The following is a 12,871-nucleotide window of genomic DNA, read 5'->3' as shown; positions in this document are numbered from 1 at the left end:
CGATGTCCGAACCGAAACAACCGTCCGCGCCGAGCGCCGCCGATTTCGCGACACGCGACCCCGGCAATGCCGCGTTCTGGGACGAGCGTTTCGCACGCGGCGTGACGCCGTGGGAATTCGGCGGCGTCCCGGACGGGTTTCGCGCGTTTGCGCAGCGGCACGAGCCGTGCGCGGTGCTGATCCCCGGCTGCGGCAGTGCGCAGGAGGCCGGCTGGCTCGCGCAGGCCGGCTGGCCCGTGCGCGCGATCGATTTCGCCGCGCAGGCGGTGGCGGCTGCGAAGGCGCAGCTCGGCGCGCACGCGGACGTCGTCGAGCAGGCCGATTTCTTCACGTACCGGCCGCCGTTCGACGTGCAGTGGGTGTACGAGCGCGCGTTCCTGTGCGCGCTGCCGCCGAGCCTGCGCGCCCGTTACGCGACGCGGATGGCCGAACTGCTGCGCGCAGGTGCGCTGCTGGCCGGGTATTTCTTCGTGACGAAGAAACCGAAGGGGCCGCCGTTCGGCGTCGAGCGCGCCGAACTCGATGCGCTGCTCGCGCGGCACTTCGAGCTGATCGAGGATCTGCCGGTGACCGATTCGCTGGCCGTGTTCGACGGATGCGAGCGCTGGCTCACATGGCGCCGTCGCTGAAGCCCGCGCGTCGCGGCCGTTGCCGGAGTGCGCCGGGGTTTCGGATATAATTCAAGGTTTTGCAAGCCGTTTCCAGTTTCTGCGGGAAAAATATCATGCCGATCTACGCCTATCGATGCGAAGCGTGCGGTTTCGCGAAGGACGTGCTCCAGAAGATGAGCGACGCGCCGCTGTCGCAGTGCCCCGAATGCGGGAAGGATGCTTTTCGCAAGCAGGTCACCGCCGCCGGCTTCCAGCTGAAGGGCTCCGGCTGGTATGTCACCGATTTCCGCGGTGGCTCGGGCGGCACCAGCGCGCCGGCGACGGCGTCAGGCGACACGAGCACGGCAGCACCGGCCGCCGCGGCGCCGGCGGCAGCCGCGCCCGCTGCGTCGGGTTCCGAAAGTACGACGACGAGCGCCGCGCCGGCCCCGGCTGCAGCGCCCGCCGCCGGCAGTTGACCGTCGCGGCCCGGCCGGGTCGCGACCAATCCGCGCTTCCGGCGCGGTTCATTGACGGCAGATGATGAAAAAGACGACCCTGAAAACGGTGTTTCTGACCGGCCTGCTGGTTCTCGTCCCGCTCGCGATCACGCTGTGGGTGCTCGGCCTCATCATCGGTACGATGGATCAGACGCTGCTGCTCCTGCCCGAATCGTGGCAGCCGGAGCGGATGCTCGGCTTCCATCTGCCGGGGATCGGCGCGGTGCTGACGCTCGCGTTCATCTTCGTCGTCGGGCTGGCCACGCAGAACTTCATCGGCCAGAAGCTCGTCACGTGGTGGAACGCGGTCGTGCGTCACATCCCGGTCGTCGGGCCGATCTACACGAGCGTCAAGCAGGTGTCGGACACGCTGCTGTCGAGCAGCGGCAACGCATTCCGCAAGGCGCTCCTGATCGAATACCCGCGCCGCGGCTCGTATACGATCGCGTTTCTGACCGGCGCGCCCGGCGGCGACGTGGTCAACCATCTGACGGAAGAGTACGTGAGCGTGTACGTGCCCACGACGCCGAACCCGACGTCGGGCTTCTTCCTGATGCTGCCGAAGAGCGAAGTCATCGAACTCGACATGTCGGTCGATGCCGCGCTCAAGTACATCGTCTCGATGGGCGTCGTGGCGCCTTCGGCGCCGGCTCCGGCGCCCGCCCGCCGTCCCGTCGAGCCGCCGCTGTAAGTAAAGAATCATCGCCCGGGCCGCGCGTTGCGGCACCCGTTGATCAAACCGAACGAAAGCAAACATCATGTCGATGCGTACTGAATACTGCGGTCTCGTGACCGAACACCTGCTGGGCCAAACCGTGTCGCTGTGCGGCTGGGTGCAGCGCCGCCGCGATCACGGCGGTGTGATCTTCATCGACCTGCGCGATCGTGAAGGCCTCGTGCAGGTGGTGTGCGACCCCGATCGCGCGGAAATGTTCGCGACCGCCGAAGGCGTGCGCAACGAGTTCTGCGTGCAGATCAAGGGTCTCGTGCGCAACCGTCCGGAAGGCACGGTCAACGCCGGCCTGAAGAGCGGCAAGATCGAAGTGCTGTGCCATGAGCTGATCGTGCTGAACGCATCGGTCACGCCGCCGTTCCAGCTCGACGACGACAACCTGTCGGAAACGACGCGCCTCACGCACCGCGTGCTCGACCTGCGCCGTCCGCAGATGCAGCACAACCTGCGCCTGCGCTACCGTGTCGCGATCGAGGCGCGCAAGTACCTCGACGAGCAGGGCTTCATCGACATCGAAACGCCGATGCTGACGAAAAGCACGCCGGAAGGCGCGCGCGACTACCTCGTGCCGTCGCGCGTGAACGCGGGCCAGTTCTTCGCGCTGCCGCAGTCGCCGCAGCTGTTCAAGCAGCTGCTGATGGTCGCGAACTTCGATCGTTACTACCAGATCACCAAGTGCTTCCGCGACGAGGACCTCCGCGCCGATCGTCAGCCGGAATTCACGCAGATCGACTGCGAGACGTCGTTCCTCGGCGAGCAGGAAATCCGTGACCTGTTCGAAGACATGATCCGTCACATCTTCAAGACGACGATCGACGTCGAACTCGACGCGAAATTCCCGGTGATGCCGTACTCGGAAGCGATGGCGCGTTTCGGTTCGGACAAGCCGGACCTGCGCGTGCAGCTCGAGTTCACCGAGCTGACCGACGCGATGAAGGACGTCGACTTCAAGGTGTTCAGCACGCCGGCCAACGCGAAGGACGGCCGTGTCGCGGCGCTGCGCGTGCCGAAGGGCGGCGAGCTGTCGCGCGGCGACATCGACGGCTACACGGAATTCGTGCGCATCTACGGCGCGAAGGGCCTCGCATGGATCAAGGTCAACGAGAAGGCGAAGGGCCGCGACGGCCTGCAAAGCCCGATCGTCAAGAACCTGCACGACGCCTCGATCGCGGCGATCCTCGAGCGCACCGGCGCTGAAGACGGCGACATCATCTTCTTCGCGGCCGACCGCGCGAAGGTCGTCAACGACAGCCTCGGCGCGCTGCGCCTGAAGATCGGCCATTCGGAATTCGGCAAGGCGAACGGCCTCGTCCAGGCCGGCTGGAAGCCGCTGTGGGTCGTCGACTTCCCGATGTTCGAATACGACGACGAAGACGCGCGCTACGTCGCGGCACACCACCCGTTCACCAGCCCGAAGGACGAACACCTCGAGTACCTCGAGACCGATCCGGGCCGTTGCCTCGCGAAGGCCTACGACATGGTGCTGAACGGCTGGGAAATCGGCGGCGGCTCGGTGCGTATCCACCGCGAGGAAGTGCAGAGCAAGGTGTTCCGCGCGCTGAAGATCGGCGCGGAAGAAGCGCAACTGAAGTTCGGCTTCCTGCTCGACGCGCTGCAGTACGGCGCGCCGCCGCACGGCGGTATCGCGTTCGGTCTCGACCGCATCGTCACGATGATGGCCGGTGCCGACTCGATCCGCGACGTGATCGCGTTCCCGAAGACGCAGCGTGCGCAGGATCTGCTCACGCAGGCGCCGAGCCCGGTCGACGAGCGTCAGCTGCGCGAGCTGCACATCCGTCTGCGTCAGCCGGAACAGCCGAAGGCGTAACGCTTGTCAACGATCGTGTGCGCGGCGACGCGCGCACGACGCCCAACGAAGAAGGCGCCTGGTGCGCCTTTTTCGTTTTTTGCGGTACAGTCGCAGCACTTGCCGCACGTTCGGGCACAGGCCCGACGCACGGCCCTGTGCCGCATGAAACCAAGATGACGAAGCCGCCGAAAATCCCCGAATCCGTTCTCGTCGTGATCTACACGCCCGAACTTGACGTGCTGGTGATCAAGCGTGCCGACCAGCCCGATTTCTGGCAATCGGTGACCGGGTCGAAGGACGCGCCCGACGAGCCGCTCGCGCTCACGGCCGCGCGCGAAGTCGCCGAGGAAACCGGCATCGCGGTCGGGTCGCACGACGTGCCGGCCACCGCGCTGGTCGACTGGCACCACCGGATCGAATACGCGATCTATCCGCAATACCTGCATCGCTACGCGCCGGGCGTCACGCGCAACGTCGAGCACTGGTTCGGCCTGTGCGTGCCGCATCGCGTCGACGTGACGCTGTCGCCGCGCGAGCACGTCGACTACGCGTGGCTGCCGTTCCGCGAAGCGGCCGCGCGCTGCTTCTCGCCGTCGAATGCCGAGGCGATCCTGCAATTGCCCGTGCGCGTGTCGCTCGCGCGGGCACCGCACGGCTCGTCCGCATGAATGCGGAAACCCGCAAGCGCTTCGCGCAATTGCGGCAGATGTTCCTGCAGGAGCGCGGCTCCGCGTCGCGGCTCGCGTTCACGGCCGGCAACACGGTACGGCTCTGCGAGACCGGCAACGAATTCTTCCTCGCGCTGATCGAACGGATCGATGCGGCGCGCGAGCAGGTGATGCTCGAAACCTATATCTTCTGCGACGACGCGGCAGGCCGCCCGGTGTCGGATGCGCTGATCCGCGCGGCGCAGCGCGGCGTGCGCGTGCGCGTGATCACCGACGGCATCGGCACTGCGCGCCTGCCGCTGTTCGACACGTGGGCCGAGGCCGGCGTCGAGCACTGCATCTACAACCGCTACCTGTTCGGCCGCTTCGGCTTCTCGCGCACGCACCGCAAGCTCGCGGTGATCGATCATGCGGTCGCGTTCTGCGGCGGCATCAACATCGTCGACGACTACACGCAGGGCAGCGCGACGCTGCCGTTTCCGCGCTGGGATTTCGCGGTCGAGATGGCGGGGCCGGCGGTGTCGGACGTGCGCGCCGCGTTCGAGCTGCAGTGGCACCGGATCCAGTTCGGCCACAAGCCGTACGCGCAGTACGCGGCCGGGCTGCACGGCGGCGAGGCGTTTCCGGACATGTTCCGGCGCTGGCTGCGCAGCCACCGCTGGATCAAGGCCGGTGCGCTGCGGGTCGTGACCGAGCCGAGCGTCGCGTTCGTCGCGCGCGACAACGTCGTGAACCGCCGCGCGATCGAGAAGGCCTATCTCGCCGCGATCGGCCAGGCGCGCCAGCGGATCCTGCTCGCGAATCCGTACTTCATGCCGGGCCGCAAGCTGCGCCGCGCGCTGACGGGCGCAGCACGCCGCGGCGTCGACGTGCGGATCCTGATCGGCCGCAAGGAATTCGCGGCGCTCGATACGGCCGTGCCGTTCCTGTATCACGCGCTGCTGCGCGCGGGCGTGCGCGTGGCGGAATACGACAAGACGATGCTGCACGGCAAGGTGGCCGTGATCGACGACAACTGGGCGACCGTCGGCTCGTCGAACCTGGATGCGCTGAGCCTGATGCTGAACAATGAGGCGAACGTCGTGCTGGTGCGCTACGATGCGGTCACGAACCAGCTGCGCGACGCGATCGCGGCCGCCTTCTCCGAAGGCCGCGAAATCGACGCCGCCCGGTACGCCGCACGGCCGCGCATCGAGCGTATGCTGAGCTGGCTCGCGTACAACACGTACCGCCTCGTGATGAAGGCGCTGACGGTCGGCGGTTACGACTGACACGGATTCAGCATCCGCTTCATCAATCTGTCCGCACGTTCGTGCGGAAAAGCCGCTCCGGTCCCGCCGGAATCGCGCAAAATAGCGGCTCGGTTAGACACCGGTTTCTAATAATTTCCTTGTTTTCGCGAGCGGCCGCACTCAATAATAGTACGGCCGTTCGATTTTATTCGAACCCCCGAACGGTTACAGAAATAGCTATGCGAAAAGGCGAACAGACGCGTGCCGCGATACTCGAAGCTGCTTTGGACCTCGCCAGCCGTGACGGGCTGGAGGGGCTGACGATCGGCCTGCTGGCCGAGCGCATGCAGATGAGCAAGAGCGGTGTGTTCGCGCACTTCGGATCGCGCGAGGACCTGCAGGTCGAGGTCGTCCGCGAGTATCACCATCGTTTCGAGAACGAGGTGTTCTTTCCGAGCCTGCGCGAGCCGCGAGGCTTGCCGCGCCTTCGGGCGATGCTGGCCCGCTGGACGGAGAAGCGCATCCAGGAGGTGACGACCGGATGCATCTACATCAGCGGTGCGGTCGAGTACGACGACCGGCCTGACAGCCCCGTGCGCGAGCAGTTGATCGCGAGCGTGACGGCCTGGCGTGCCGCGATGCTGCGTGCCATTTCGCAGGCGAAGGAAGAAGGCCATCTGCGTGCGGATACCGATCCGGACCTGATGCTCTTCGAGCTGTACAGCTTCACGCTCGGCCTGCATCACGACGCACGCTTCCTGCATTCGCCGGATGCCGTGCGTCTCACGTGGGCCGCGCTGGAAAAGACGATCGTTTCGTATCAGAGCGAGAGCCGTTAGCGGCGCGTGATCCGCCCGCCAGGAGCTCGAGCCGTTTGCCCACCTTTGGAGAGAGTCATGGGACAGTACGCCGCGCCGCTGCGCGACATGCAATTCGTGTTGCACGAGCTTCTGAATGTCGAGGCCGAGGTCAAGCAAATGCCGCGGCATGCGGACCTCGACGCCGACACGATCAACCAGGTCCTCGAGGAGGCGGGCAAGTTCTGCTCCGAGGTACTGTTCCCGCTGAACCAGGTCGGCGACCGCGAAGGCTGCACGTATGAAGGCGACGGCGTCGTGAAGACGCCGACCGGCTTCAAGGAAGCGTACCGGCAATACGTCGAGGCCGGCTGGCCGGCGCTCGGCTGCGATCCGGACTACGGCGGCCAGGGCCTGCCCGCGTTCGTGAACAACGCGCTCTATGAAATGCTGAACTCGGCGAACCAGGCATGGACGATGTATCCGGGCCTGTCGCACGGCGCGTACGAATGCCTGCACGCGCACGGCGCGCCGGAACTCCAGAAACAGTATCTGCCGAAGCTCGTGTCGGGCGAATGGACGGGCACGATGTGCCTGACCGAGCCGCACTGCGGCACCGACCTCGGCATCCTGCGCACCAAGGCCGAACCGGACGGCGACGGCTCGTACTCGATCAGCGGCACGAAGATCTTCATCTCGAGCGGCGAGCACGACATGTCGAAGAACATCGTCCACCTCGTGCTCGCGCGCCTGCCGGACGCGCCGCAAGGCACGAAGGGGATCTCGCTGTTCATCGTGCCGAAGTTCATTCCGGACGCCGCGGGCGAGCCGGGCGAGCGCAACGGCATCAAGTGCGGCTCGATCGAACACAAGATGGGCATCCACGGCAACTCGACGTGCGTGATGAACCTCGACAACGCGAAGGGCTGGATGGTCGGCGAGCCGAACAAGGGCTTGAACGCGATGTTCGTGATGATGAACGCCGCGCGCCTGGGCGTCGGCATGCAGGGCCTGGGCCTCACGGAAGTCGCGTACCAGAACTCGCTGACGTACGCGAAGGAACGCCTGCAGATGCGCTCGCTGACGGGCCCGAAGGCACCGGACAAGCCGGCCGATCCGATCATCGTGCACCCGGACGTGCGCCGCATGCTGCTCACGCAGAAGGCCTACGCGGAAGGCGCGCGCGCGTTCACGTACTGGTCCGCGCTGCAGATCGACAAGGAGCTGTCGCACGGTGACGAAGCGGTGCGCAAGGAAGCGGCCGACCTCGTCGCGCTGCTCACGCCGATCATCAAGGCGTTCCTGACCGACAACGCATTCGAGTCGACCAACCACGCGATGCAGATCTACGGCGGCCACGGCTTCATCTCCGAGTGGGGCATGGAGCAGTACGTGCGCGACGCGCGGATCAACATGATCTACGAAGGCACGAACTCGATCCAGTCGCTCGACCTGCTGGGCCGCAAGGTGCTCGGCGACATGGGCGCGAAGCTGAAGAAGTTCGGCAAGCTCGTTACCGAATTCGCGGAAGCCGAAGGCGTGAAGCCGGAGATGGCCGAGTTCATCAACCCGCTCGCCGACATCGGCGACAAGGTGCAGAAGCTGACGATGGAAATCGGCATGAAGGCGATGCAGAACCCGGACGAAGTCGGCGCCGCCGCCGTGCCGTACCTGCGCACCGTCGGCCACCTGGTGTTCTCGTACTTCTGGGCACGCATGGCGCGTCTCGCGCTCGACAAGGAAGCGTCGGGCGACCCGTTCTACAAGTCGAAGCTCGCGACGGCCCGCTTCTATTTCGCGCGTCTGCTGCCCGAAACGGCCGCGACGATCCGCGCCGCGCGCGCCGGTTCGAAGACGCTGATGGAAGTCGACGAATCGCTGTTCTGACGCGAGTCCGGGCGGTGCGCGCCGCGCGCCGCCCGAACGCAACGGTTCCTGGTACTCACTTCGCCGTGCAGCCCTCCCAACCCGCGCTGCACGACACTATCCGGAGACATCCCGTGAGCAATTTCCTGATTCGCAAGGTCGCCGTGCTGGGCGCCGGCGTGATGGGCGCGCAGATCGCCGCGCACCTCGTCAACGCGCGCGTGCCGGTGCTGCTGTTCGACCTGCCGGCCAAGGAAGGCCCGAAAAACGCGATCGCGCTGAAGGCGATCGAGAACCTGAAGAAGCTGTCGCCCGCGCCGTTCGGCGTGAAGGACGACGCGAAATACCTCGAAGCCGCGAACTACGAGGACGACATCGCGAAGCTCGCCGAGTGCGACGTCGTGATCGAGGCGATCGCCGAGCGGATGGACTGGAAGCACGACCTGTACAAGAAGGTCGCGCCGCACATCGCACCGAACGCGATTTTCGCGACCAACACGTCGGGCCTGTCGATCACGAAGCTGTCCGAAGGATTCTCGGACGAGCTGAAGGCGCGCTTCTGCGGCGTGCACTTCTTCAACCCGCCGCGCTACATGCACCTCGTCGAGCTGATCCCGACCGCGCATACGCGTCCGGAGATCCTCGACCAGCTCGAAACCTTCCTGACGAGCATCGTCGGCAAGGGCGTCGTGCGCGCGAAGGACACGCCGAACTTCATCGCGAACCGCGTCGGCATCTTCTCGATCCTCGCGGTGATCACCGAGGCCGCGAAGTTCGGCCTGCGCTTCGACGAAGTCGACGACCTGACGGGCAGCCGCCTCGGCCGCGCGAAGTCGGCGACGTTCCGCACCGCGGACGTGGTCGGCCTCGACACGATGGCGCACGTGATCAAGACGATGCAGGACAACCTCGCCGACGATCCGTTCTTCCCGGTCTACCAGACGCCTGCCGTGCTCGCCGAACTGGTGAAGCAGGGCGCGCTCGGCCAGAAGACGGGCAGCGGTTTCTACAAGAAGGAAGGCAAGGCGATCAAGGTGCTCGACGCGAAGACGGGCACCTACGTGGATTCGGGCGCGAAGGCGGACGAAACCGTCGGCCGCATCCTGAAGCGCCCGCCGGCCGAGCGCCTGAAGCTGCTGCGTGAAACGGATCATCCGCACGCGCAGTTCCTGTGGTCGATCTTCCGCGACGTGTTCCACTACATCGGCGTGCATCTCGAGTCGATCGCCGACAACGCGCGCGACGTCGACCTCGCGATCCGCTGGGGCTTCGGCTGGAACGAAGGCCCGTTCGAAGGCTGGCAGGCCGCCGGTTGGAAGCAGGTCGCCGAGTGGGTGCAGGAAGACATCGCGGCCGGCAAGGCGCTCGCGAACGTGCCGCTGCCGTCGTGGGTGCTCGAAGGCGCGGTTGCAGAGAAGGGCGGCGTGCACACGGCCGAAGGCTCGTGGGCGCCGGCGTCGAAGCGCTTCGTGCCGCGCTCGGACCTGGCCGTGTACGGCAAGCAGGTGTTCCGCGCGCCGCTCGTCGGCGAAGCCGGCGCCGATCCGAAGACGTACGGCAAGACGCTGTTCGAAACCGACGCGGTGCGCGCGTGGGTCGATGATCGCGCAGGCGAGGACGACGTCGTGATCGTGTCGTTCAAGTCGAAGATGAACACGATCGGACCGAGCGTGATCGACGGCCTCGTGCAGGCGATCGAACTCGCGGAGAAGGATTACAAGGGCGTGGTGATCTGGCAGCCGACGTCGCTGAAGCTCGGCACGCCGGGCGGCCCGTTCTCGGCCGGCGCGAACCTCGAAGAGGCGATGCCCGCGTTCATGATGGGCGGCGCGAAGGGTATCGAGCCGTTCGTGAAGAAGTTCCAGGAAGGCATGCTGCGCGTGAAGTACGCGAACGTGCCGGTCGTCGCGGCCGTATCGGGCATCGCGCTCGGCGGCGGCTGCGAGCTGATGCTGCACAGCGCGAAGCGCGTCGTGCACGTCGAGAGCTACATCGGTCTCGTCGAAGTGGGCGTCGGCCTCGTGCCGGCGGGCGGCGGCCTGAAGGAAGCGGCGCTGCGCGCGGCGGATGCGGCCACGGCCGCGAACGCGACCACCGACATCCTGAAGTTCGTCACGAAGTCGTTCGAGAACGCGGCGATGGCGAAGGTGTCGTCGTCGGCGCACGATGCGCGTGCGATGGGCTACCTGAAGCCGTCCGACACGATCGTCTTCAACGTGTTCGAGCTGCTCGACACCGCGAAGAAGGAAGCCCGTGCGCTGGCCGCCGTCGGCTACCGCGCACCGCTGCGCGCGAAGGACGTGCCGGTCGCAGGCCGCTCGGCGATCGCGACGATCAAGGCATCGCTCGTCAACATGCGTGACGGCCGCTTCATCAGCGACCACGACTACCTGATCGCGAGCCGCATCGCCGAAGCCGTGTGCGGCGGCGACGTCGAAGCCGGCAGCCTCGTCGACGAAGAGTGGCTGCTCGCGCTCGAGCGCCGCGCGTTCGTCGAGCTGCTCGGCACGCAGAAGACGCAGGAACGGATCATGGGCATGTTGCAGACCGGCAAGCCGGTGCGTAACTGAGCGAGCAGACGACAAGGAGTCTGAAATGAGCAAACAACTGCAAGATGCATACATCGTCGCCGCCAGCCGCACCCCGATCGGCAAGGCCCCGCGCGGTGTCTTCAAGAACACGCGCCCCGACGAGCTGCTGGTCCACGCGATCAAGTCGGCGGTCGCGCAGGTGCCCGGCCTCGACACGAAAGTGATCGAGGACGCGATCATCGGCTGCGCGATCCCGGAAGCCGAGCAGGGCCTGAACGTCGCCCGCATGGGCGCGCTGCTCGCCGGCCTGCCGCAGACGGTCGGCGGCGTGACGGTCAACCGCTTCTGCGCGTCGGGCATCACGGCGCTGGCGATGGCGGCGGACCGCATCCGCGTCGGCGAATCTGACGCGATCTTCGCGGGCGGCTGCGAATCGATGAGCATGGTGCCGATGATGGGTAACAAGCCGTCGATGTCGCCGCACATCTTCGATCGCAGCGAAGACTTCGGCATTGCGTACGGGATGGGCCTGACCGCCGAGCGCGTCGCCGAGCAGTGGAAGGTGAGCCGCGAAGACCAGGACGCGTTCTCGGTCGAATCGCACCGCAAGGCGCTCGCCGCGCAGCAGGCCGGCGAGTTCGGCGACGAAATCGCCGCGTACACGATCACCGAGCGTTTCCCGAACCTCGCGACCGGTGAAATCGACGTGAAGACGCGCGAGATCAGGCTCGATGAAGGTCCGCGCGCGGATACGACGCTCGAAGGCCTCGCGAAGCTGCGCACGGTGTTCGCGAACAAGGGCTCGGTCACGGCCGGCAACAGCTCGCAGACGTCGGACGGCGCGGGCGCGCTGCTCGTCGTGTCGGAGAAGGTGCTGAAGGAATTCAACCTGACGCCGCTCGCGCGCTTCGTGAGCTTCGCGGTGCGCGGCGTGCCGCCGGAAATCATGGGCATCGGGCCGAAGGAAGCGATTCCGGCCGCGCTGAAGGCTGCCGGCCTGAAGCAGGACGATCTCGACTGGATCGAGCTGAACGAGGCATTCGCTGCGCAGTCGCTGGCGGTGATCCGCGATCTCGGCCTCGACCCGTCGAAGGTCAACCCGGTCGGCGGCGCGATCGCGCTCGGCCACCCGCTCGGCGCGACCGGCGCGATCCGCGCGGCGACCGTCGTGCACGGCCTGCGCCGCCGCAACCTGAAGTACGGGATGGTCACGATGTGCGTCGGCACCGGCATGGGTGCGGCGGGCATCATCGAACGCCTGTAAGCGGAGCGGGACAGTAGCGAACACGGTGCGCGAGCCACGAGCTTGCGCACCGTTTTTCATTCCGGAAGAGGAAAGTCAAAGGAGACGGTTGTGGCCGAAATTCAAGTGGAACGCGCCGACGGCGTGCTGACGATCACGATCGCGCGCCCGGCGAAGAAGAACGCGCTGACGGCGGCGATGTACCAGACGATGGCCGATGCGCTCGCCGACGCGCAGGAAGACAAGGCGGTCCGCGTGATCCTGCTGCGCGGCAGCGACGGCAACTTCAGCGCGGGGAACGATCTCGAGGATTTCCTGAAGGCGCCGCCGAAGGACGAGAACGCGTCGGTGTTCCAGTTCCTCGCGCGGATCAGCGGCGCGACCAAGCCGATCGTGGCCGCGGTGCCGGGCGTCGCGGTCGGCGTCGGCGTGACGATGCTGCTGCACTGCGATCTCGTCTACGCGGCCGACACCGCGACGTTCTCGCTGCCGTTCGCGCAGCTCGGGCTGTGCCCGGAAGCCGCATCGAGCGTGCTGCTGCCGCGGCTGGCCGGCCATCAGGTCGCTGCTGAAAAGCTGCTGCTCGGCGAAGCGTTCGACGCGCTGGAAGCGCATCGCATCGGCATCGTCAATCGCGTGCTGCCGGCCGCCGAGCTCGACGCATTCGCGGCGAAGCAGGCCGCGAAGCTCGCGGCGCTGCCGGCGTCGTCGCTGCGCGTGACGAAGGCGCTGCTGAAGGAGACGGGCGGGGTGGCCGTGGCCGCGCGGATGAGCGAGGAAGCCGGCCATTTCTCCGCGATGCTGCGCGCGCCCGAAGCGCGCGAGGCGATGACGGCGTTCTTCGAGAAGCGCAAGCCGGATTTCCGTCAGTTCGACTGATACGGGGCGCAGGCGCTTCGTC

The 12,871-nt window shown here is 66.5% G+C and carries 11 protein-coding genes; all 11 read left to right on the top strand.

Annotated elements, in window-relative coordinates; all coding sequences use genetic code 11:
- Positions 1-2 precede the first annotated feature (2 nt).
- The 11 genes from NQV17_RS22040 (at position 3) to NQV17_RS21990 (ending at position 12,849) form a co-directional block, all read left to right on the top strand.
- Positions 3-629: a TPMT family class I SAM-dependent methyltransferase gene (locus NQV17_RS22040; protein ID WP_257773866.1), complete on the top strand. Its 627-nt coding sequence runs from the start codon at positions 3-5 to the stop codon at positions 627-629.
- A gap of 95 nt (positions 630-724) precedes the next feature.
- Positions 725-1,069 (top strand): FmdB family zinc ribbon protein, encoded by a 345-nt coding sequence (locus tag NQV17_RS22035; RefSeq protein WP_257773865.1) that lies wholly within the window; start codon positions 725-727, stop codon positions 1,067-1,069.
- Between the two features lie 61 nt (positions 1,070-1,130).
- Complete coding sequence (locus NQV17_RS22030; RefSeq protein ID WP_027785397.1) at positions 1,131-1,781, top strand: DUF502 domain-containing protein; 651 nt, start codon at positions 1,131-1,133, stop codon at positions 1,779-1,781.
- A 67-nt stretch (positions 1,782-1,848) separates the two neighbouring features.
- Positions 1,849-3,651, top strand: coding sequence for an aspartate--tRNA ligase (gene aspS / locus NQV17_RS22025; RefSeq protein WP_044846832.1), 1,803 nt, complete (start codon positions 1,849-1,851; stop codon positions 3,649-3,651).
- A gap of 155 nt (positions 3,652-3,806) precedes the next feature.
- Entirely contained in the window at positions 3,807-4,301 is a 495-nt protein-coding gene (gene nudB, locus NQV17_RS22020; RefSeq protein WP_044846843.1) for a dihydroneopterin triphosphate diphosphatase, read from the top strand.
- Positions 4,298-5,572, top strand: coding sequence for a cardiolipin synthase ClsB (clsB, locus tag NQV17_RS22015; protein ID WP_257773864.1), 1,275 nt, complete (start codon positions 4,298-4,300; stop codon positions 5,570-5,572). The genes nudB and clsB overlap by 4 nt, the downstream gene beginning before the upstream one ends.
- A 200-nt stretch (positions 5,573-5,772) precedes the next feature.
- Positions 5,773-6,372: a TetR/AcrR family transcriptional regulator gene (locus NQV17_RS22010; RefSeq protein WP_006751498.1), complete on the top strand. Its 600-nt coding sequence runs from the start codon at positions 5,773-5,775 to the stop codon at positions 6,370-6,372.
- 57 nt (positions 6,373-6,429) lie between these two features.
- The gene (locus NQV17_RS22005; protein ID WP_257773863.1) at positions 6,430-8,217 is read left to right on the top strand and encodes an acyl-CoA dehydrogenase C-terminal domain-containing protein; all 1,788 of its coding nucleotides are present in this window, start codon (positions 6,430-6,432) and stop codon (positions 8,215-8,217) included.
- A 113-nt stretch (positions 8,218-8,330) separates the two neighbouring features.
- Positions 8,331-10,766 carry a 3-hydroxyacyl-CoA dehydrogenase/enoyl-CoA hydratase family protein gene (locus tag NQV17_RS22000; protein WP_257773862.1) on the top strand — a complete coding sequence of 812 codons (2,436 nt, stop codon included), beginning with the start codon at positions 8,331-8,333 and terminating at the stop codon, positions 10,764-10,766.
- Between the two features lie 25 nt (positions 10,767-10,791).
- Entirely contained in the window at positions 10,792-11,991 is a 1,200-nt protein-coding gene (locus tag NQV17_RS21995; protein ID WP_257773861.1) for an acetyl-CoA C-acyltransferase, read from the top strand.
- A 90-nt stretch (positions 11,992-12,081) separates the two neighbouring features.
- On the top strand, positions 12,082-12,849 hold the full coding sequence (locus tag NQV17_RS21990) for an enoyl-CoA hydratase (protein ID WP_257773860.1): 768 nt from the start codon (positions 12,082-12,084) through the stop codon (positions 12,847-12,849).
- Positions 12,850-12,871: the final 22 nt, after the last annotated feature.

This window comes from Burkholderia sp. SCN-KJ (genome assembly GCF_024656005.1).
Classification (GTDB): Bacteria; Pseudomonadota; Gammaproteobacteria; order Burkholderiales; family Burkholderiaceae; genus Burkholderia.
This window is presented reverse-complemented; position numbering and strand designations above follow the sequence as displayed.

Excerpts from the sequence above, each read along its gene's own strand:
- NQV17_RS22040 (WP_257773866.1), top strand. The coding sequence starts at position 3 with ATGTCCGAACCGAAACAACCGTCCGCGCCGAGCGCCGCCGATTTCGCG.
- NQV17_RS22035 (WP_257773865.1), top strand. The coding sequence starts at position 725 with ATGCCGATCTACGCCTATCGATGCGAAGCGTGCGGTTTCGCGAAGGAC.
- NQV17_RS22030 (WP_027785397.1), top strand. The coding sequence starts at position 1,131 with ATGATGAAAAAGACGACCCTGAAAACGGTGTTTCTGACCGGCCTGCTG.
- aspS (WP_044846832.1), top strand. The coding sequence starts at position 1,849 with ATGTCGATGCGTACTGAATACTGCGGTCTCGTGACCGAACACCTGCTG.
- nudB (WP_044846843.1), top strand. The coding sequence starts at position 3,807 with ATGACGAAGCCGCCGAAAATCCCCGAATCCGTTCTCGTCGTGATCTAC.
- clsB (WP_257773864.1), top strand. The coding sequence starts at position 4,298 with ATGAATGCGGAAACCCGCAAGCGCTTCGCGCAATTGCGGCAGATGTTC.
- NQV17_RS22010 (WP_006751498.1), top strand. The coding sequence starts at position 5,773 with ATGCGAAAAGGCGAACAGACGCGTGCCGCGATACTCGAAGCTGCTTTG.
- NQV17_RS22005 (WP_257773863.1), top strand. The coding sequence starts at position 6,430 with ATGGGACAGTACGCCGCGCCGCTGCGCGACATGCAATTCGTGTTGCAC.
- NQV17_RS21995 (WP_257773861.1), top strand. The coding sequence starts at position 10,792 with ATGAGCAAACAACTGCAAGATGCATACATCGTCGCCGCCAGCCGCACC.